This is a genomic window from Haloplanus sp. C73 (genome assembly GCF_051195115.1).
GTDB lineage: Archaea > Halobacteriota > Halobacteria > Halobacteriales > Haloferacaceae > Haloplanus.
In genome coordinates this window covers 102,331-120,169 of record NZ_JBNTJZ010000003.1, presented here as the reverse complement: position 1 = coordinate 120,169, position 17,839 = coordinate 102,331, and the positions used below count along the sequence as shown (strand labels likewise).

The 17,839-nt window shown below is 61.9% G+C and carries 21 protein-coding genes, 2 tRNA genes and 2 pseudogenes; 11 read left to right on the top strand and 14 right to left on the bottom strand.

What is annotated here, in order from left to right:
• Window positions 1-122 precede the first annotated feature (122 nt).
• Window positions 123-1,496 (top strand): type I glutamate--ammonia ligase, encoded by a 1,374-nt coding sequence (gene glnA / locus ACQUSQ_RS07100; protein ID WP_435067843.1) that lies wholly within the window; start codon window positions 123-125, stop codon window positions 1,494-1,496.
• Window positions 1,497-1,526: 30 nt separating this feature from the next.
• Here glnA and ACQUSQ_RS07095 read toward each other — a convergent pair whose 3' ends face one another.
• The 5 genes from ACQUSQ_RS07095 to ACQUSQ_RS07075 are packed head-to-tail and all read right to left on the bottom strand — an operon-like array spanning window position 1,527 to window position 5,263.
• A complete protein-coding gene (locus ACQUSQ_RS07095) occupies window positions 1,527-2,390 on the bottom strand; it encodes a phosphatase PAP2 family protein (protein ID WP_435067842.1) in 864 nt (287 codons plus the stop codon).
• Between the two features lie 43 nt (window positions 2,391-2,433).
• A complete protein-coding gene (locus ACQUSQ_RS07090) occupies window positions 2,434-3,672 on the bottom strand; it encodes a YihY/virulence factor BrkB family protein (protein ID WP_435067841.1) in 1,239 nt (412 codons plus the stop codon).
• 41 nt (window positions 3,673-3,713) lie between these two features.
• Entirely contained in the window at window positions 3,714-4,394 is a 681-nt protein-coding gene (locus ACQUSQ_RS07085; protein WP_435067840.1) for a class I SAM-dependent methyltransferase, read from the bottom strand.
• 48 nt (window positions 4,395-4,442) lie between these two features.
• Window positions 4,443-4,709 carry a DUF7538 family protein gene (locus ACQUSQ_RS07080; RefSeq protein WP_435067839.1) on the bottom strand — a complete coding sequence of 89 codons (267 nt, stop codon included), beginning with the start codon at window positions 4,707-4,709 and terminating at the stop codon, window positions 4,443-4,445.
• On the bottom strand, window positions 4,706-5,263 hold the full coding sequence (locus tag ACQUSQ_RS07075) for a DUF192 domain-containing protein (RefSeq protein WP_435067838.1): 558 nt from the start codon (window positions 5,261-5,263) through the stop codon (window positions 4,706-4,708). Before ACQUSQ_RS07075 ends, ACQUSQ_RS07080 begins: the two co-directional genes overlap by 4 nt.
• 86 nt (window positions 5,264-5,349) lie before the next feature.
• On the opposite strand from ACQUSQ_RS07075, the gene ACQUSQ_RS07070 reads away from it, so the two are divergent.
• Window positions 5,350-5,423, top strand: a tRNA-Val gene (locus ACQUSQ_RS07070).
• A gap of 100 nt (window positions 5,424-5,523) precedes the next feature.
• On the opposite strand, the gene ACQUSQ_RS07065 is transcribed toward ACQUSQ_RS07070, so the two are convergent.
• On the bottom strand, window positions 5,524-5,868 hold the full coding sequence (locus ACQUSQ_RS07065) for a hypothetical protein (protein ID WP_435067837.1): 345 nt from the start codon (window positions 5,866-5,868) through the stop codon (window positions 5,524-5,526).
• Window positions 5,869-5,908: 40 nt separating this feature from the next.
• Window positions 5,909-6,862 carry a hypothetical protein gene (locus ACQUSQ_RS07060; protein WP_435067836.1) on the bottom strand — a complete coding sequence of 318 codons (954 nt, stop codon included), beginning with the start codon at window positions 6,860-6,862 and terminating at the stop codon, window positions 5,909-5,911.
• Window positions 6,863-6,953: 91 nt separating this feature from the next.
• Here ACQUSQ_RS07060 and ACQUSQ_RS07055 point away from each other — a divergent pair, with 91 nt between their 5' ends.
• The 3 genes from ACQUSQ_RS07055 (at window position 6,954) to ACQUSQ_RS07045 (ending at window position 9,558) form a co-directional block, all read left to right on the top strand.
• Entirely contained in the window at window positions 6,954-8,354 is a 1,401-nt protein-coding gene (locus ACQUSQ_RS07055; RefSeq protein ID WP_435067835.1) for a signal recognition particle protein Srp54, read from the top strand.
• Window positions 8,355-8,418: 64 nt separating this feature from the next.
• Complete coding sequence (locus tag ACQUSQ_RS07050; protein WP_435067834.1) at window positions 8,419-9,000, top strand: magnesium transporter; 582 nt, start codon at window positions 8,419-8,421, stop codon at window positions 8,998-9,000.
• Complete coding sequence (locus ACQUSQ_RS07045; RefSeq protein ID WP_435067833.1) at window positions 9,001-9,558, top strand: magnesium transporter; 558 nt, start codon at window positions 9,001-9,003, stop codon at window positions 9,556-9,558.
• Here ACQUSQ_RS07045 and ACQUSQ_RS07040 read toward each other — a convergent pair.
• From ACQUSQ_RS07040 to ACQUSQ_RS07030, 3 genes are read right to left on the bottom strand one after another with little or no spacing between them, the layout of a single operon-like run.
• Entirely contained in the window at window positions 9,555-9,926 is a 372-nt protein-coding gene (locus tag ACQUSQ_RS07040) for a secondary thiamine-phosphate synthase enzyme YjbQ (RefSeq protein ID WP_435067832.1), read from the bottom strand. The genes ACQUSQ_RS07045 and ACQUSQ_RS07040 overlap by 4 nt on opposite strands.
• Before the next feature lie 4 nt (window positions 9,927-9,930).
• A complete protein-coding gene (locus tag ACQUSQ_RS07035) occupies window positions 9,931-10,344 on the bottom strand; it encodes an RNA-binding domain-containing protein (protein WP_435067831.1) in 414 nt (137 codons plus the stop codon).
• Window positions 10,341-10,886: an AAA family ATPase gene (locus ACQUSQ_RS07030; protein ID WP_435067830.1), complete on the bottom strand. Its 546-nt coding sequence runs from the start codon at window positions 10,884-10,886 to the stop codon at window positions 10,341-10,343. Before ACQUSQ_RS07030 ends, ACQUSQ_RS07035 begins: the two co-directional genes overlap by 4 nt.
• Before the next feature lie 93 nt (window positions 10,887-10,979).
• On the opposite strand from ACQUSQ_RS07030, the gene ACQUSQ_RS07025 reads away from it, so the two are divergent.
• The 5 genes and pseudogenes from ACQUSQ_RS07025 to ACQUSQ_RS07005 all read left to right on the top strand — a co-directional run bounded on the left by ACQUSQ_RS07025 (window position 10,980) and on the right by ACQUSQ_RS07005 (window position 14,756).
• Window positions 10,980-11,357, top strand: a complete 378-nt coding sequence (locus ACQUSQ_RS07025) for a YccF domain-containing protein (protein ID WP_435067829.1) — start codon at window positions 10,980-10,982, stop codon at window positions 11,355-11,357.
• Window positions 11,358-11,404: 47 nt separating this feature from the next.
• Window positions 11,405-11,508 (top strand) — tRNA-Arg (locus tag ACQUSQ_RS07020).
• Between the two features lie 312 nt (window positions 11,509-11,820).
• Window positions 11,821-13,180: pseudogene (locus ACQUSQ_RS07015) on the top strand (replication protein).
• A 103-nt stretch (window positions 13,181-13,283) separates the two neighbouring features.
• Window positions 13,284-13,961 (top strand): hypothetical protein, encoded by a 678-nt coding sequence (locus ACQUSQ_RS07010; RefSeq protein WP_435067828.1) that lies wholly within the window; start codon window positions 13,284-13,286, stop codon window positions 13,959-13,961.
• Between the two features lie 51 nt (window positions 13,962-14,012).
• Window positions 14,013-14,756 carry a hypothetical protein gene (locus ACQUSQ_RS07005; RefSeq protein ID WP_435067827.1) on the top strand — a complete coding sequence of 248 codons (744 nt, stop codon included), beginning with the start codon at window positions 14,013-14,015 and terminating at the stop codon, window positions 14,754-14,756.
• Here the strand turns inward: ACQUSQ_RS07005 and ACQUSQ_RS07000 are convergent.
• Genes ACQUSQ_RS07000 through ACQUSQ_RS06990 form a run of 3 tightly spaced genes read right to left on the bottom strand, consistent with a single transcriptional unit; the run spans window position 14,753 to window position 16,023 of the window.
• The gene (locus ACQUSQ_RS07000; RefSeq protein WP_435067826.1) at window positions 14,753-15,193 is read right to left on the bottom strand and encodes a hypothetical protein; all 441 of its coding nucleotides are present in this window, start codon (window positions 15,191-15,193) and stop codon (window positions 14,753-14,755) included. The two genes, ACQUSQ_RS07005 and ACQUSQ_RS07000, sit on opposite strands and share 4 nt — an antisense overlap.
• Before the next feature lie 2 nt (window positions 15,194-15,195).
• Window positions 15,196-15,552, bottom strand: a complete 357-nt coding sequence (locus ACQUSQ_RS06995; protein ID WP_435067825.1) for a hypothetical protein — start codon at window positions 15,550-15,552, stop codon at window positions 15,196-15,198.
• Window positions 15,553-15,603: 51 nt separating this feature from the next.
• Window positions 15,604-16,023 (bottom strand): helix-turn-helix domain-containing protein, encoded by a 420-nt coding sequence (locus tag ACQUSQ_RS06990; protein WP_435067824.1) that lies wholly within the window; start codon window positions 16,021-16,023, stop codon window positions 15,604-15,606.
• 302 nt (window positions 16,024-16,325) lie between these two features.
• Here ACQUSQ_RS06990 and ACQUSQ_RS06985 point away from each other — a divergent pair.
• Window positions 16,326-17,374, top strand: a pseudogene (locus tag ACQUSQ_RS06985) (site-specific integrase).
• 72 nt (window positions 17,375-17,446) lie between these two features.
• Here the strand turns inward: ACQUSQ_RS06985 and ACQUSQ_RS06980 are convergent.
• Window positions 17,447-17,809, bottom strand: coding sequence for a DUF5518 domain-containing protein (locus tag ACQUSQ_RS06980; protein WP_435067823.1), 363 nt, complete (start codon window positions 17,807-17,809; stop codon window positions 17,447-17,449).
• Window positions 17,810-17,839: the final 30 nt, after the last annotated feature.

Genomic DNA, 17,839 nt, shown 5'->3' with positions numbered 1-17,839 from the left:
GTTACACACGGCACGGGGGGTATAGAAATTTACGAATATCCAATTCCGCTGCGTGCCGTGAGTAAATTGCAGTCAACGAAAAGGGCTTAATACTAGGAGTATAGATTTACCCTGTCCAGAACATGACGGACGAAAATACGGCGACGGACGGCGGTTTGACGGCGACAGAACAGGACGTCCTTGACGAGATTGACGAGGAGAACGTCGACTTCCTCCGCCTTCAGTTCACCGACATTCTCGGGACGGTCAAGAACGTCTCGGTGCCGGCGACGCAGGCGGAGAAGGCGTTCACCGAGGGCATCTACTTCGACGGCTCCTCCATCGACGGCTTCGTCCGCATTCAGGAGTCGGACATGCGCCTCGACCCCGACCCCGAGACGTTCGCCATCCTGCCGTGGCAGAACGACGAAAACGGTTCGGCGGCCCGCCTCATCTGTGACGTCATCGACACGTCCACCGGCGAGCCGTTCTCGGGCGACCCGCGTGGCGTCCTCAAAAACGCTATCGACCGAGCCAACGAGATGGGCTATAGCGTCAACATGGCTCCCGAACCGGAGTTCTTCCTGTTCGAGGAGGACGAGAACGGTCGCGCGACGACCGTCACGAACGACGCTGGCGGCTACTTCGACCTCGCACCGAAAGACCTCGCGTCCGACGTGCGCCGTGACATCATCTACGGCCTCGAGAGCATGGGCTTCGATATCGAAGCCAGCCACCACGAGGTCGCACAGGGCCAGCACGAGATTAACTTCACGTACGACGACGCCCTCTCGACGGCCGACAACGTCGCAACCTTCCGCGCGGTCGTTCGCGCCATCGCGGCCGAACACGACCTCCACGCGACGTTCATGCCCAAGCCCATCGCGCGAATCAACGGCTCGGGGATGCACACCCACATGTCGCTGTTCACCGAGGACGGCGAGAACGCCTTCCACGACGGCGACGACGAGTTCAACCTGAGCGACACGGCCAAGAGCTACCTCGCCGGCGTCCTCGAACACGCCCCGGCCATCACGGCCATCGCCAACCCGACGGTCAACAGCTACAAGCGGCTGGTGCCGGGCTACGAGGCACCCGTCTACGTCGCTTGGTCCGACCGCAACCGCTCGGCGCTCATCCGCAAGCCGGCAGCCCGCGTGCCTGCCGCCTCGCGTATCGAGCTGCGTTCGCCCGACCCGTCGTGTAACCCCTACCTCGCCTTCGCGGCCATGATTCACGCCGGTCTCGACGGCATCGAGCGCGACCTCGACTGCCCCGACCCGGTCCGCGAGAACATCTACGAGTTCGACGCCGAGAAGCGCGAGGACTACGGCATCACGACGCTGCCCTCGAATCTCGGCGAGGCCGTCGAGGCCTTCGAGGAAGACGAGATGATTAAAGACGCCATGGGCGAGCACGTCTCCGAGAAGTTCATCGAGGCCAAGTCACAGGAGTTCGGCGAGTACATCGTCGAAGTCTCCGACTGGGAAATCGACCGCTACCTCGAGAAGTTCTAACGCCGCGACGCCCCGTTTTTTCGACCCGCGTCAGTCCGACGACCGTTCGACCGCCGCCAGCCCCGGCGCCGCGAGAACCAGCGCGACGATGCCACCGGCCAGCACCGCAGCCATAGGCAGCGAGACGCCGCCGTCGACGACGGTGCCCGCGGTGACGGCGACGACGGGAAGGGCCGCGAGCGACGCCACGAGTTGGCGCGTCGAGCCAGTCGTGGCTTGGACTCGGTCGCCGGCGAATCGCCAGCCGACCCAGCCCCCAATCGCCGCGGCGACGGCGACGACGGTGTCCAAGACGACGGCGACGCTCAGCGCCGCGACGCCGACGACGATGGCGAGTCCGAACGTCCGCCCGACAGCGGCGGCGGACACGCGCTCCGGTGCCCACCCCGGGCCGACGCGGAAGGCAATAGCGAGATAGGCTAGCCCGACGCCGACCCCCACCACCACGTCGACGAGGTAGTGAACACCGATGACGACTCGGGAGGCGGCGACGAGCGCGACGACGCCGCCGGCGACCCAGTAGCGGCGCGTCCCGCGGTTCGCGAGCACGCCCGCGAGGCCGCCGTAGACGACCGTCGCGCCGATGGCGTGACCGCTCGGGAAGCCGAAGCCGTCGGTGCCGGCGCCCGGTGGCCGGGGGAGTGCGAAGGCGTGTTTGAGCGCGAGCGTCAGCGCGAAACCGCCGAGCGCGACGGCGATAGCGGTGGCCATGCGCGTCTCGGACACGTCGACGTACTCCGCCAAGAGATAGCCGGCGACGACGAGCACCAGCAGTCCGACGGGGTCGCCGAGATACGTGAGCAGTCCGAACAGTTCGACTAGCCCGTCGGGTGCCGTCTCGACCACGCTCGTCTCGCCGATACCGCGGTCGGCGACGGTGGCGTCGCGCGTCATGGCCGAAGCGTGCGGAGCGAGCCCTATATACTCCGTGTTCCGCTCATCGACGGAGCCGACGGAGCGCTCGGCCGGGGGTGCCCAGAAGCGAGAGGCCGAGGCCGAAGAGGACGAAGAGGACGTACAGCCCCAGCGTCGAGAGGAAGATAACGAGCATGGCGACGACGGCGAGGACGTCGCTCAGGAGGACGAAGGCGCCGAGCGTCATGACGGTGCCGTAGAGGAGTACGAGGTAGGGACCCCAGCCGCGGGCGTGGCCCCGGCGCATCCGGTCGCGGACGTACGCCTGTAACTCCGCTTCGAGGTCGGGGCGGTCGACCGTCCGCTCCTCCACGTCGGCTTCGAACTCGTCGAGGTCGGCACGGACTTCGTCCAGCCGGTCTTCGAGGTCCTCGATATCCGGTGCCGGGGAGGGCTCTGTCTCCGCCTGCGTGTCGTCGCCGGTCATTGCCGTCGTATGCTCGTCTCGGTGCCGCGAATGTTGTACCTGCCGGTTCCGGGCGACCGTTTCCGCCGCGAGTACCGCGTTGAGCGTCGCGCCGACCAGCAGGACGAGTCCGGCGAGATAGAACCACGTCACGAGCAGGAGGATGGCACCGAGGATGCCGTAGAGCGCGAACCGCCCGCTCGTCGTCGCTATCGCGGCGTAGAGCGCGAACGCAGTCCCGAGTCCGGTCCAGCCGAGGGCACAGAGAACGGCCCCCGGAAGCGCCTGCTTGACCGAGAGGCTGGCTGCGGGGGTCAGATAGTACACGGGGACGAGCGCGGCGACGAGGACGCCGAACATGAGCAGTGGGGCCAGCGCCGCGAGCGGCGTCTCGAACAGGGTGAGCGCGCCGACGAGGGCGATGCCACCGAACGCGCCGGCGCTGACCGCGAGAAAGACCGTCGCGCCGGTTCGGAGACTTCCGAGGAGGCCGCGGGGCGCGGTGCCGTAGATGCGGGCGAAGGCGGTGTCGATGCCGCGAAAGAGCTTGAGCGAACTCCAGAGCAGAAGGGCGGCCCCGACGACAGTCAGGCCGCCGCGACCGGTCGTGTTCGCCAGCGCGTCGCCGACGACGCCCTGTCCGACCGGCAGGAGATACTGCCCCGCGAGTTCGAGCACCGCGGTTCGGAGTTCGGCGCCACCGAGCGCGGTGGCGACGACAGTCGTCAGGACGAGCAGCGGGAGCAGGGAGACGAAGGCGTAGTACGCGATACTTGCGGCGAGTAAAGTGGCGTCGCGCGCTCGCACCTCGCGGACGACGGTGCGAGCGAGTTCGAGTCGTGAGCGAGCGGGCACGTTCGGCGTTCGGCCGGCGCTGACAAAAGCCCCCGCCTGCGCTACGGTGCGACGCCGACGGTCAGGAGCGTCCCCCACGTCCGGTATCGGTCGACCATCGCCTCGCGACGCTCCCAGTCCTCCGTCGGGAACGCGTCGGCGGGCGGAATCTCGATTTCGCGGTCGGGAACCGTGTTCTGCTCGGCCACGTACAACCCCGCGTCGCGGAAGGCCTCGCGGTATCGCTCGCGGTCCCACAACTGCATCTCGACGCCGACCGTGTCCTGCCACTCGTGGGTGTGGACGCTCTCCTCGAAGAAGTTCACCGCACAGAAGAAGGTGCCACCGGGGCGAAGTACGCGCCGAAGCTCCTCCAACACCGTCGCGGGGTCCTGCGCGTAGTAAAAGGCCTCCATCGACCACACGTGGTCGATACTGTCTGCCGCAAAGGGCAGATGTTCGAAGTCGCCGGCCAGAAATTCGAGGGCCGGGTCGTCGGTGTAGCTCCGGGCGTTTTCCACCATCGCCGTCGACGCGTCGAGACCGACGCCCGCCCCGATGTCCCGTGTCTCCCGAAGGGCGCGGAGCGCGTAGCCCGACCCGGTGCCCAAATCGAGCACCGTCTCGCCGCTCTCGACGGGCATCCGCGCGAGGGCTTCTTTCGCCGTGTGCCAGTGGCGCTCCTCCATCCCCTTGTCCTTCCCCGCCGCCGCCCAGCGGTCGAACTCGGCTTGAACGCTCATGTCGAAGACCGACGCCCCCCGGCCACAAATCGCTACTGCATCGCGGGGTCACAGCGACCGTGACTCGATTTCGGGGTCGATGCCCGCCGCGTCGAGGTCGAGTTGCACCCGCTCGCGAAGCGGGTCGGGCACCGTCTCTCGGCCCACGGGCACCGCCGTCTCGCCGTCGCCTTTCACCTTCCAGTAGAGGACGCAGTCGCTCGGTTCGTAGTATTCGATGGCGTAGCGGTCGCCCTCGCCCTGATAGTGGACGCGAGCCGCGAAGCCCTCGACGCGCCAGCCCTCGCGCTCCGCGAGTGCGTCGAGTCCCGTCATCGGTCGATACGGACTCGGTCGCCCACCTCGACGCCCGTCTCGTTGGTGTAGCCCAGCGGCACTTCGAGAACGTACTTCGAGCGCCCCGAGTACTGCCGCAGGTCGTCGCCGTCTTCGGGGAGCGGCGCGTGGTGAATCTCGGTTATCGTGCCGTTCTCGGCGATAAACACCATGTCGAGCGGGAACGCCATGTCTCGCATCACGTAGGCGTGGTCCGACTCTTGGTCGTGGATGAACAGCATTCCGTGCCCCGGTTCGAGCGCCTCCGTGTCGCTCAGGCCGGTGTAGCGTTTCGGCCACGTGTCGGCCACCCACGCGTCGACCGTCGCCAACTCCGTCCCGTTCGCGGCGACGAGAGTCACCGTCGCGGTGTCGTAGTTGCTACCGGGGGTGGCCACGGGTTCCGGCGTCGGCGTCGCTGTCGCTGTCGCGTCGGCGGTTGCGTCAGCCGTCGACGTTTCTGTCTCCGTCGCCGTGGGTGTCGTTCCCACACCTGCACAGCCGGCGAGGCCGACGACGAGACAGCAGGCGAGAAGGATTCGAATCGCGCGCATACCCCACGAATCGGGCGCGCGACGGTAAGGGTTTCGCGGCACGAGACAGAAACCGTTATTCGGTCCGGGGCCAGACGTTGTGCCGAGGGCTCGTGGTCTAGTTGGTTATGACGCGGCCTTTACAAGGCCGAAATCGGTGGTTCGAATCCGCCCGAGCCCATCAGATTTTGTGACGAACCGAACGGTGAGTCACAAATCTGTATCCCGAGGGCGGTTCGAACCCAGAGGACGAGCGAAGCGACGTCCTCGTGGTTCGAATCCTACGCCGCCTCTGCGCTCGCGCTCACTTCTTCCGTATCCTCCGGCACGTCAACCGAGAAGGTCACGCGCTTTCGCTCGTCGGCCTCGAACGAGACGGTCTGTGTCTCGTCGAGGAGGACGGTCCCCTCGCTGTCGAGGAGTTCGAGCGTTACCGCGACGTCGCCGGCGCCGCCGTCGTTCTGGACGGTGACGTACACGTCCGTATCGCCGAACAGGGCCTCGATTCCGCCTTCGACTTCGGTGCCGACGACGGTCGGGTCTGGTCGGTTGAGGGCGCTACAACCGGCCAGTCCGGTCGAGAGGGCGAGTCCGATACCGCCGAGGGCGGCGCGTCTGGACCACATGCGCCCGGATTTTCGCTCGCCGATACTGGGCCTTCCAGCCCTACACCAGTCGGACCAGCGAGTTCTCCACCTCGCCCGCGACGGCGACAACGCGGCCCTCGCGCCGGAACTCGTCGGTCGGCTGACCGGCGTGACGTGTCTGTATTTCCTCCTCGAAGACGGCCCGGTCTATCGTCGCGTCCGGCGGGAGGACGTACGCGCGTTCGGCCCACGAGGTGGTCTCGCCGACGTCGAGGCGTCGCCCCGTCGCGACGGCGGTGCTGAGGGTGTACGTCTCGTCGGCGGGTTCGAGTTCTTGGCCCGTCACGTAGTCGGCCGTGCCGAAGTAGTCGACGAGGGCCTCGGTTCCGGCGTTCGACTCGGTTCGGACTTCGCCCGCCGCGTGTTGGTCGAGCGCCGTGGCGAGCGGGTCGGTCGCGGACGTGAGCGCGCCGATACTGACGAGGAGGTCGGGATGAAGCCCGATAACGCGTTGGACGCCGTCGCTGGCGCGGACGAATCGTTGGACGTCGCCGACGAAGCCGTCGGCGGAAAAGCCGGCGTCGGCGAGGCGAGGCCTGAGCACGTCGCGGTCGAACGACCCGCTGGCGACGCGGTAGGACTCGTCGGGGTCCCGCGAGTGACTCACGGTGAGGACGGCATCGAGGCTGTCGACGGGGACGGAGACGCCGAAGTACGCCTCAGTTCGCTGGCGCCAGAAGGTGTTCAGGGACTCGGCGAACGACGGCGTGGCGTCGCGCCTGACCGCCGACAGCGAGAGGTGGGTGAACTCGTATAGCGACCCCTCTACTGGCGTCGGCGCCACGAGCCACGACCGGTAGGGGGCGAGTGCGCGCTGGGTGGGGGTTGGCGTGGTCGTCGCGGTGGGGTCGGGCGTCTCGCTCGCGGCCGGTGTCGACGTCGCCGCCCTCGCCTCGTCGTCGGCCGAACAGCCGGCGAGGGCGCTGACGGCGGACAGAGTCCCGAGCGTCCGGAGATAGGCGCGCCGCTGCATCGACTCGCGTTGGGACCGGGGCGACTTATAGGCGTTCCCCGCGCTCGTCGCGAACAAAGCCTTTACCGGCGCAAGCGCGTATCGAAGGGTAATGGTACTCGACAATCTGGGGAGTTCCCTGCGTGACACTCTCTCCACGCTTCAGGGGAAGTCCCGTCTCGACGAGGACGACGTTTCGGAGGTCGTCAAGGAGATTCAGCGCTCCTTGCTGCAGGCCGACGTCGACGTGAGTCTCGTGATGGACCTCTCGGACTCCATCGAGGAGCGTGCGCTGGAGGAGGAGCCACCGGGCGGCACCAGCGCCCGCGACCACGTCCTCAAAATCGTCTACGAGGAACTGGTCGACCTCATCGGCGACTCGACGGAGATTCCGCTCGAACCGCAGACCATCCTCCTCGCCGGTCTGCAGGGGTCGGGCAAGACCACCTCCGCCGCGAAGATGGCGTGGTGGTTCTCGAAGAAGGGGCTTCGGCCCGCAGTCATTCAGACCGACACCTTCCGCCCCGGCGCCTACGAACAGGCCGAGCAGATGGCCGGCCGCGCCGAGGTGGAGTTCTACGGCGACCCCGATTCCGATGACCCGGTCCAAATCGCTCGGGACGGACTGGAGGCAACCGCCGACGCCGACGTTCACATCGTCGACACGGCGGGCCGGCACGCCCTCGAAGACGACCTCATCGCCGAAATCGAGGAAATCGATTCGGCGGTCGACCCCGACCGCTCGTTGCTCGTTCTCGACGCCGCCATCGGGCAGGGCGCCAAGGACCAAGCCCAGCAGTTCGACGAGTCGATTGGCATCGACGGCGTCGTCATCACGAAACTCGACGGGACGGCGAAAGGTGGCGGCGCCCTGACCGCCGTCAACGAGACGGACTCCTCCATCGCCTTCCTCGGCACCGGCGAGACGGTGCAGGACATCGAGCGCTTCGAGCCCAACGGCTTCATCTCCCGGCTACTGGGGATGGGCGACCTCAAACAGCTCTCCGAGCGCGTCGAGCGCGCGATGGCCGAGACGGGGACCGAGGAGGACGACTGGGAGCCCCAAGATATCATGGAGGGGTCGTTCACCCTGAAGGACATGCAGAAGCAGATGGAGGCGATGAACAACATGGGGCCGCTCGACCAGGTGATGGACATGATTCCCGGCATGGGCGGCGGGCTGATGGACCAGTTGCCCGACGACGCGATGGACGTGACCCAAGACCGGATGCGCACCTTCGACGTCGCCATGAAGTCGATGACCGAGGAGGAACTCGAGAACCCGCGGACCATCGGACAGGAACGCGTCGAGCGCATCGCCCGCGGGTCCGGCGTCGACGAGGAGTCGATTCGCGAACTCCTCGAACAGCACAAGATGATGGAGCGCACCATCAAGCAGTTCCAAGGCATGGGCGACGGTGACATGCAGCGGATGATGAAGAAGATGCAACAGGGCGACGGCGGCGGTGGCGGCGGTATGGGCGGCATGGGTGGGATGGGGCCGTTCGGCTAACGCCCTCGACACGCATCACCGCAGAGCCCGGCACTTTTCATGTAGGCCCGCATCCTTTCCGACGATGACCGTCCGCGAGGTGGCCGCCGAGGCGTATCGCGAGGCGCTGCCGGCACTCGGCGCCAGCCTCGTCGGTGGCCTCCTCGCGGGGCTGGTTCTCGGCGGCATGCGGAGCGACCTCCGCTCGGTTCCGGGGTTGCTCGTTCTCGTCCCGGCGCTGCTCGCGACCCGCGGGAACGTCTACGGCTCGCTCGGGGCGCGGCTGGCGACCGGGCTCCATCAGGGGCTGATAGAGCCACACGTCCGCGCCGGTGACCGTCGCCTCCGGGCCGCGGCGGCCGCGGCGCTCGGCAACGGTATCGTCGCATCGATGTTCGCCGCTACCGCCGCCGTCGCCATCCTCACGCTTCTCGGCCAACCGGTCGCCAGCCTCCCACATCTGCTCGGTATCGCCGTCATCGCCGGCCTGCTCTCGGGTATCACGCTCGTCGTCGTCGTCGTCACCGTCGTCTTCGCGGGCTATCGCCGCGGACACAACCCCGACACGCTCGTCGGGCCGCTCGTCACGACGACGGGCGACGTCTTCGGCGTCCTCTTCCTGTTGCTAGCCGTCCGGACCGTCGCGCTCGTCGCGGGGGGTGGGTGAGTGACGACCGACTGGACCGTCAGCGCCATCACGCGGGCGATGCTCCCCGTCCTTCTCCTGCTCACCCTCGTCGAAATCGGGAGCGGGCTCGTCCTCGGCCGGTTCGAGACGACCCTGCTCCGGTACCCCTCCTTACTCGTCCTCGTTCCCGTCACTATCGGGACGGCGGGCAACCTCGGAAGCATCCTCGCGGCCCGTCTCTCCACCGCTTTCCACCTCGGGACGCTCTCTTTCGCCCCCGACGACGAGACGCTCGCCGGCAACGCCCTCGCCACCGTCGCGCTCGCCGCCTCTATCTTCCCAGTCGTCGGACTGGGCGCGTGGGGGCTGACGGCGCTCACCGGTTCGACCGCTCTCTCGCCGTGGACGGTTCTCGCCGTCTCCCTGTCCAGTGGGCTCTCGCTCGCCGTCCTCGCCGTCGTCGTCACCGTCGTCGCCACCTACGCCGCCTACCACCTCGAACTCGACCCCGACGACGTGGTGATACCCGTCGTCACCAACACCTGCGACGTCCTCGGGGTCGTCCTCCTGTATCTCGCCGTCCTCGTCTTCGTCTAACCGACCCAGACCGTCCGCTCGCGCGGGCCGTCGCACTCGACGAGCAGGACCGACTGCCACCGACCGAGCGCGAGGCTCCCGTTCTCCACCGGTATCGTCTCCGACGCCCCCAGCACTAGGGACCGGAGATGCGCGTCGGCGTTGCCGTCCAACTCGTCGTGTGCCCACCCCTCGTCGGGGACGAGAGTCCCGAGAAACGCCTCCATGTCGTCCAACAGCCGCGGCTCGGCCTCGTTGACGACGACGCCAGCGGTCGTGTGTTCGGCGAAGACGGTGACGGTGCCCGTGTCCGCCGTGACGGCGTCGGCGACGCGGTCCGTGATGTCCACCACGTCGCGTTCGGCGTCGGTCGAGACGGTGAACTCCATGTGGCTACTCGTCGGGCTGGACCGGCTTGCCGTCTTCCGTCGGCGGCGCGACGTGGTCGATGACCGTCTCGACGTCGGGGTCGTGGACCGTCACCTGTACCTCGACGTCGCCGAGTTCGTCCGGGTTGCCGACGGCGAAGTTGATGACCCCCTCGAACGCCGCTTGCTTCTTCAGCGCGAACGCGAACCCATCCTCGTCGGCGCTACCGAAGAACTGCCGACGGGCGGTGTCGAGAATCTCCTGTTCGTGCAGGCGCTCGGCGAAGGCCTCCAGCGAGTGTGTCTCGCCGACGATTTGGCCCGGTTCCTGCTCGATATCGGCGTTCGGGAACAGGTTGCGGACCGCGTCGGCGACGCGGTCGGTCACTTCCGTATCGCGAACCGGTGCCACCACGCGCACGTCGAGTTGATATATCATGGGTCGTCCTCCAGTAGCGCTCGAACCCGCTCGCGGAAGGCGTCGAGCGACGCCGTGTTCGTGACCGTCACGTCCGCGCGGGCCATCACTTCGTCCATGCCGAAGCCGCGTTCGCGCTCCTCGCGTTCGCGTAGCGCCGCCCGGTCCACGTCCGTCGCGTCGCGGCCACGCTCGGCGAGGCGGTCCGCCCGCGTCTCGAACGGCGCCTCGATGCTCACGAGGACGAACGCGTCGCCGAAGGCGTCCTCGAAGCGCTCGATTTCGGCGGGGGAGCGCAGGCCGTCGACCAGCACCGTCTCGCCGTCGTCGAGCGCCGCTTCGATGTGTGGGAGCGACCGCTCGGCGATGGCGGCCTCGCCCTCCTCCTCGCGCAGCGCCGTCGCGACCGACCCGTGGTGCTCCGCCGGGTCGAGTCCCCGGTCGCGACACGCCTCGCGAATCACGTCGCCCATGGTGACGACCGGGACGCCCGCCTCGCGGGCGACTGCCGCGGCCTCCCCCTTCCCGCTTCCGGGGAGTCCGACGGTTCCGAGTACCTTCATTACCAGTCGCTACCCGTTTCGCGGCCTTATACCCTCTGACGTGGCGCCGACGCCGCTCGGCAGCCTTTTCCCCGCGCTCGGCCTTAGCTCGGTATGACTCAGCGCTCCCTCCTCACGCGCGCCCTGTGGTTCGTCGCCGTCGGCTGGTGGGCGACGCCCGTCGTCGTCAACGCGGCGTGGTTCCTGTGTGCGACTGTCGTCGGCGCTCCCATCGGCGTCAAACTCATCAACCTCGTGCCAACCACCCTGACGCTGAAAGAGCCGCGCAGTCTCGGCGACCCGACCGCCGCTCGCGGCCAGCGCTCGCTCGCCGTTCGGGCGCTCTACTTCGTCTTCGTGGGCTGGTGGCTCGGGTGGCTCTGGGCGAACGTCGCGAGCGTGCTTGCCGTCTCCGTCGTCGGCCTCCCGCTGGCGATTCCGATGTTCGACCGTCTGCCCTACGTCACGTCGCTGTATCGGTTCGACGGCTGACCGCGGTTCCGAACGGTTTTTTGACTGTCCCCCGTTCTCGTCGGTGAGGGCACGTAGCTCAGTCCGGATAGAGCGTCGGACTTCTAACTCCGCGCGGTTGCGTGTGGAGGAAGCCATCCGACGGTCGTGGGTTCAAATCCCATCGTGCCCGTACAGCAACACTTGGTTACCTCCTTCAGCGTGAAACCACGCTTCAGGAGTTCTACCGCGCCAATTCTCGCGGTTCTCATTTCGTCCGTCACGCTCTCAATCCGGAGTTCGTTCAACGGCTGAACGCCCCCCGTCGCCTGCTGTCGATTTCTATACTCGGCCCCGGCTGTCAGCGGGGAACTCCATCCACCCACCTACCGACCCACCGGAAACGAACCGGAGTGGGGTCCATGCGGCCCCCGGCGGTTCGTTTCGGTGCATCGACCGGCGGAGCATCCGCCGGGAGCGAGGTTGCGGTGCGGGGGCGGTTGCTGTGAGCGATCCAACTTCCATAACTGGGCCGCACGCTCCAGACTGGGAGTCCCGCTCTCGGCCTTCCAAGAATAACCCGTCAGCCCCCGATAGCGGCTCTGAATCGCCGGCTGACGGCACCGCGCTGTCACGCCGTCGCTGGTGGCATCAAAAGAACGATCTGGTCAACGAGTGGTTAGAGACGGCTCCCGAACGGGCGGCTCGACCAATTTCCGTCCGTGAGGGGACGACGCTCCGTGAAGAGGCGGCGACTTCCAAAGCGGATGGGTCTGTTCGTAGCAAGGCGTGGTCTCACGTTCTCCGCGAATTCCTCACTTGGTACAACGACTATCGACATATGCATCTTCGATTTCGTGATCCTGAGGGTGATCTCGTCCGTGCTCCGATGCCAAACTCTCACCAGCCGCAGTACGGCGACACCTACTACGCTCGGCTCAAGGCGCTCGAACGGCAGTTCCTCGCTACTGCGTCGAACCCACACGTCGTCATGCTGACGCTGACTGCCTCGAACAAGAATGAGAACGGTGGTTGGCGCTGTCCAGCCGACCACTTGCGCGAAGTGATCAATTCATTCACCGATCATGTGCGCCCCGCGCTTCATCGGGCGCTCGGATCGAACGGTGCCGACGTGGACAACTGGGAATACGCTCGTGTCGTTGAGCATCATCCGGGTAGCGCGTACGGACACGTTCACGTTGCTCTCTTTATCGATGGAGTCGTTTCGGAAGCAGACTTTCGCCCGGTGATTGACACTCATCTTCGGCACTGCTGGTGCGAGTGCGCACAACTACTATGCACCTGAAACGGAGAAACGTCCGATTAGTACGTCTCGGGTAGATACTGCGCTTGATCCCGGGGATTACGATGGTGCCGAGGACGTTGTGGGAAACCTCGGCTCGTATGTTGCTGAGTATATCGGTGCATACGGGACAGAACTATTCGAGCGGAGCGTAGAGGAATTGGCTTTTCGGGCAACGTGCTGGGCGACTTCGACCAACCGCGTTGATTTCTCGAACGGTGCGCAAGAATTTATTTCCGCTGATCAGGATGAGCAAAAAGAGAAAGATCCTGAATCTGCAGAATCTCCTGATGCTAACTGCTGGATTGCCAAGCAAGATCTAGAAGAACTCGCTCTTGACCCGGATAGATCTACATCGGATACGCTATCAAACCAGGATGACTGGGAGTTTGATGGAATCGGGATTGCTGATCAAAATGGGGAGACATGCCACTCTGTAGAGCAGGCTGGCGTAGAATATATTCATATTGATGGGGCAGAGTATCTTGATCCTCCCAAGAAGATACCACCTAATCGACCCACTCCATCTATGTCTCTCTTAACTCTCTCGGAATTCAATTAGAAATTAATCAGTAAGATTTGTGTAAATATCTTTCTGAGGGAGTGATTATACAATTTCGGTCAGAATAAAACTATTCAAGAGAGGAGATATATGGTCCAAAGTAATGACAGAAGGTGAGTATGAGGAGGAACTTGAGGAACTGTGGACGGACTTTGCCCCTGTGTATGAGGAAATTGAGCAACTACTAAAAGAGTGGCAAAGATCGCTTATTCAAGGAAATTCAAAACAAGTTAGAGAAGAAATACGAAATTTTGCGGGACATCAGCCAAGACTATTCCGATTTATTCGGCTATGTCTTGAAGACGTTGATCAGTTTTGGGCGGATTTAGAAGTGACAATTGATGAAAGTGCGGTTGACAAATCACAGAAAATCCATAATCAATATTCTTCGCAGCTATCTGTTTTATTTGAAGCAATAATGAATGAAAAGGCGTATGGGTTCAAAAATACAATAACCGAAACTAATACGGAAATTGAACTCGTGGCTGAAGAAAGAAGGCCTCGGATTAAATTTGATGCATACTCTGGACCCGTTGAGGTGTTAAATTTGGAGGAATCACCAGCTCATTTCCTTGATTTTGCGCATAGTCATGTTCATGCCGTTGATTCCGCTTTAGAGTGGGTTGATGAAGTCTCCCAGGATGAGAAGGAAAGCGTTGAGCGCCAACTGACGAAGCTCCAAGAGCAAACAGATGAGTTGAACGAAAGGTTAGAGGAGCTGGAGACAATAGATGGCGAACGCGGACAGATGAACGATGGCGATGAGACAACCGAAGAATGAAATCAATCTATGGTTGGATTTAGTCATTCGTCGGGTGAGGAGCAGCTCCCAGTGGCTGTAGATATCGGAGATATGTCATCCTTAGCTACGTTCTTTTCCTCAACTAGCAATACCGCTACGCGAACCACCGATATCGAGAGTTCGGTGAGTACTTCGGTAGTTTTTACTGAAGATCGTGACCGAGAGAAATTCCTTGGAGGATACCACCCAGAAGAAACAAAGGCTGAAAAATCAATACAGGAAGCACATTCCGCTTCCATTCAGCTGGAACCCCGGCATATGAGTATCCGTGAGAGGTCGTTAGATCAGGGTGCGGAAGAATTCGAAACCAAAATTGGGGAATCACTAAATAAGAAGAAGTGGTCGCGTGAATTAATAGAATCCTTGGAAGAATTCCGAACTGCACAACAGGTTCCTTCAGCCACACGTTCTGATGTCACAAATAAGGCGAACAATCTTGTAATTGAGGTTGGTAGTTCCCCTACCGAAGCGATACCTTACGAAGTCTTGGAAGCGCTTCCTAAAGTTGGTAAGCATGCTGAGCCGGAGTTTCAACAGAAGCTGAAGGAGCGTCTACAGAAACTAAAAGAGACGACTTCGTATGAGGAATCCGCGTCTAGTGAGGGATCACTTTCTTGGGAGGCACTAGAAGAAGAAAGACAACAGTACTTTGATGAATTAGGACATTACTTTGACCGGCTCAGAGGTCGCGGTACTGACGTTGAGGATAGGAAAACGCATATGCTACGAGTGTTTCTGTCCCATCGTGCTGATAGACTACAGCTGCCTAACTAGCTACTCTGACCATCGCCGTTTAGCATTGCAACTTGCACAAGAGAGTGCTTAACGTCTCGCTCATCTGAATTCGAAAAATTACCATTCATATAGTCACTAAAGTCAGCATCATTCTCTAGATCGTTGTCAAAATCGGAGACAATATGTTCGGTTACATCAGAAAATTCTCCCACATTCGAAATACCACTATCTCCACCCCGGGCCCAGAGAATAAAAAATTCTATTAGATCTCTTCGAACCTCCGTATGAGATTTAAACTCTTGATAAAATGGCGTTGATTTGATTGAATCAATATCAGCACCGCAATTTTCTGTCTCTGCTTCTGCTGCTCCCTCCAGTTTCGTTCTCAAGGCTTGTATCCGGCCCTCGTCAATCTGTTCTAAGTCTTCCTCTCGGTGTTCTGGACAGTCTTCAGTAATATCATCACTCGATAACATGCCTAGTTCAGTTCCTCACTTGAAACGTAAATAAAACCAAGCAACAAAAGTATTACTTCAACGAAGAATAGAAGGATACCAGTTCCAGTCAGTGTTGCTGGGAGACTTGGCTGTTGCCAGTTAATGTGCAACTGATCAGCAAGAGTCACTCCAGCTAATAACGATAGCGTTGCTAGTAAACCTGCTATGGTCGCCAAAGCAATACCTTTCGACCACGTTTGATAGGTGTCGTTAGGAATCCCTTCCCTTCCTTTATAATCGTATTGTAGTCGGCGAAAGAAGGTATAAATGATCAAAAGTAACGATGTCTGTGTAACAGTGGCCGTTAGGAGAGATAATATCAAATCGATATCTGTCACATAATGATGTATCGATCATCAAATCTAATGCTTTTCGGTAATCGGAATCATTCAATTATCTTCTAACTTTTCTGCTTCTTTTGCGGTGAGTATCTTTGTCGTGCGCCAAGTTCGGGAGTCTGGTGACCCTTTACCTATCTTGTCGGTGTTAATTGTCTGCAACATCCTTGCAAGTCCTTCTTCAGTCATCTTGTAGTGGCCCCGCTCGACTTTTTCGACAATATTCCCTGCTTCAAGCGTGTTGAGCCGCCGCGAGATGGAACTCCGTGGTCGATCCAAATTCTTGGCGAGAACTGACGGAGTAAGAATCAAACCGTGACGTAAGAGGCCGCAGATTTCTCGGTCGAGATCGGTAATCCAGTCTGGAGGATCCATCTCTTCGTGATTGTATGAACCTGTTGTCAAGTTGAACCCGTGCTCTTGGATGTATTTGTCAAACTCGCTTGGCTCGGGCGGGTCAGAATCGGCCATGTCCATAGCAACGCGCTTCTGTTGCTAAAAGAGTGTCGCCAACCAAAAGCAAACAATTGCACGTAACTAATTGATGACAACGATTAAGTGCCGTTGCTCTGATAGTGGGTACGTCACGGCACACCGTGGAGCGTGACCCCGTCCAAAGAGACACGCTCCGCGTCACGCCGTGGCATCCAAGGTGGATGCATGAATCAGTACGAAAGCCCAACTCGTAAGATTGCTGGAATCGCAAGCCAACGACTATCCGTTAGATGTAGCTCCTCGCTCTTCGCCGGCTCCGCCGGCTCGGTGGTGGTTCGATGAGCGATCTCGAATCGATCCCGCCGGAGCAGGCGGTGAAGATGTTTCACGACGCCATGCTTGACGAACACGCCGAGTCGACACGCCGGAGCGAAAAACACCGACTCCGCGCCTTCCTCCAATTCTGCGACGAGGAGGGAATCGAGGATCTAACCGAACTCTCCGGGCGCGACCTGTACCTATACCGTACGTGGCGGCGAGACGGCCAAGGCGACGGTCGTGAATCAATAAAGAAGGTCACGCTCAAGGGTCAACTGGCTACTCTCCGGCGATTCCTCCGATTCGCCGCCGACATAGACGCCGTGCAAGCGAAGCTCTACGAACAGGTTACCTTGCCAACGATGACGAGCGGCGAGGACGTTTCGGAATCGACCCTTTCGGCTGACCGCGGCATCGAGATTCTGAAATACCTCGAACGAGCCCAACCGGGCTCTCGTGATCATATCATCGTCCTTCTGCTCTGGAAGACTGGCGCTCGAACCGGAGCGGTCCGTGGTCTCGATCTCCGTGATCTCGATCTAGATGGCACGCACCGCGAGTCAACGGCCCGGCGATTCACTTTGTCCACCGTCCCGAAACCGGAACGCCGCTGAAGAATCAGACCAAAGGAACTCGGTGGAATCGAATCAGCGAATCAACGGCTCGCTACCTTCAGGATTACATCGACTACCACCGGCACGATGTGACTGATGATCACGGCCGAAACCCATTGATAACAACTGAATACGGTCGTCCCGCGGGCAATACGCTCCGGAAATCGCTCTACCGAGTGACGCGACCCTGCTGGCGCGGCGAGGAGTGCCCACATGATCGTGACCTGGAACACTGCGACGCGACCCATCTCGATCACGCCAGCAAATGCCCGTCGGCTCGCTCACCGCACGATCTCCGTAGCGGGCGCGTGACGTACTACCGACGCGAGGACGTCCCCCGTCGAGTCGTCAAGGATCGCCTGAACGCTAGCGAGGATATTCTCGACCGTCACTACGACCGGCGTTCGGATCGAGAACAGGCAGAACAGCGTAGCGACTTCCTCCCTGATCTATGAGTTCACGATTCGATACTAAACGGGTCTCGAACTCCGGTATAGCGAGACCCCATCGTGCCCGTTCACTCCCACTCACACTTCCTCGACCAGATACGGCGCCAGATACCCGCCGAGCGCGCTCAGCCCGACGGTGTAGGCGCCGGTTATCACGACGCCGACGAGGAGGATGAGGATGCCGCCGATGCCGAACGCGACGCCGCCGTCGAAACCGAGGGCGAAGAAGCCGAGGAAGACGGCGACGAAGAGGCCGAACAGGACGAGCGGTACGGTGGCCATCGCCCCCGAGAGGGCGCCGAGCCGAACCCCCTCGGCGGAGTCGGCGTCGCTCAGGTAGGCGGCGACGCCGCCGCCGAGGATGGGCGAAAAGGGAATAAAGGAGAACGCGACGGTCACGACGGCGCCGAGCAGGGCGTGGAGGGTGGAATCGGAGACCATGTTCTGGGGGTCGACAGCCGGCGAAAAAAC

Bases quoted from the DNA above. Each gene is read 5' to 3' on its own strand.
- ACQUSQ_RS07075 (WP_435067838.1), bottom strand. From the start codon at position 5,263: ATGCGCGCGATTCGAATCCTTCTCGCCTGCTGTCTCGTCGTCGGCCTC.
- ACQUSQ_RS07085 (WP_435067840.1), bottom strand. From the start codon at position 4,394: ATGAGCGTTCAAGCCGAGTTCGACCGCTGGGCGGCGGCGGGGAAGGAC.
- ACQUSQ_RS07000 (WP_435067826.1), bottom strand. From the start codon at position 15,193: ATGTTATCGAGTGATGATATTACTGAAGACTGTCCAGAACACCGAGAG.
- ACQUSQ_RS06990 (WP_435067824.1), bottom strand. From the start codon at position 16,023: ATGGCCGATTCTGACCCGCCCGAGCCAAGCGAGTTTGACAAATACATC.
- ACQUSQ_RS07065 (WP_435067837.1), bottom strand. From the start codon at position 5,868: ATGTGGTCCAGACGCGCCGCCCTCGGCGGTATCGGACTCGCCCTCTCG.
- ACQUSQ_RS07035 (WP_435067831.1), bottom strand. From the start codon at position 10,344: ATGATATATCAACTCGACGTGCGCGTGGTGGCACCGGTTCGCGATACG.
- ACQUSQ_RS07080 (WP_435067839.1), bottom strand. From the start codon at position 4,709: ATGACGGGACTCGACGCACTCGCGGAGCGCGAGGGCTGGCGCGTCGAG.
- ACQUSQ_RS07095 (WP_435067842.1), bottom strand. From the start codon at position 2,390: ATGACGCGCGACGCCACCGTCGCCGACCGCGGTATCGGCGAGACGAGC.
- ACQUSQ_RS07030 (WP_435067830.1), bottom strand. From the start codon at position 10,886: ATGAAGGTACTCGGAACCGTCGGACTCCCCGGAAGCGGGAAGGGGGAG.
- ACQUSQ_RS07060 (WP_435067836.1), bottom strand. From the start codon at position 6,862: ATGCAGCGGCGCGCCTATCTCCGGACGCTCGGGACTCTGTCCGCCGTC.
- glnA (WP_435067843.1), top strand. From the start codon at position 123: ATGACGGACGAAAATACGGCGACGGACGGCGGTTTGACGGCGACAGAA.
- ACQUSQ_RS07040 (WP_435067832.1), bottom strand. From the start codon at position 9,926: ATGGAGTTCACCGTCTCGACCGACGCCGAACGCGACGTGGTGGACATC.
- ACQUSQ_RS07050 (WP_435067834.1), top strand. From the start codon at position 8,419: ATGACCGTCCGCGAGGTGGCCGCCGAGGCGTATCGCGAGGCGCTGCCG.
- ACQUSQ_RS07010 (WP_435067828.1), top strand. From the start codon at position 13,284: ATGACAGAAGGTGAGTATGAGGAGGAACTTGAGGAACTGTGGACGGAC.
- ACQUSQ_RS07025 (WP_435067829.1), top strand. From the start codon at position 10,980: ATGACTCAGCGCTCCCTCCTCACGCGCGCCCTGTGGTTCGTCGCCGTC.
- ACQUSQ_RS07055 (WP_435067835.1), top strand. From the start codon at position 6,954: ATGGTACTCGACAATCTGGGGAGTTCCCTGCGTGACACTCTCTCCACG.
- ACQUSQ_RS06980 (WP_435067823.1), bottom strand. From the start codon at position 17,809: ATGGTCTCCGATTCCACCCTCCACGCCCTGCTCGGCGCCGTCGTGACC.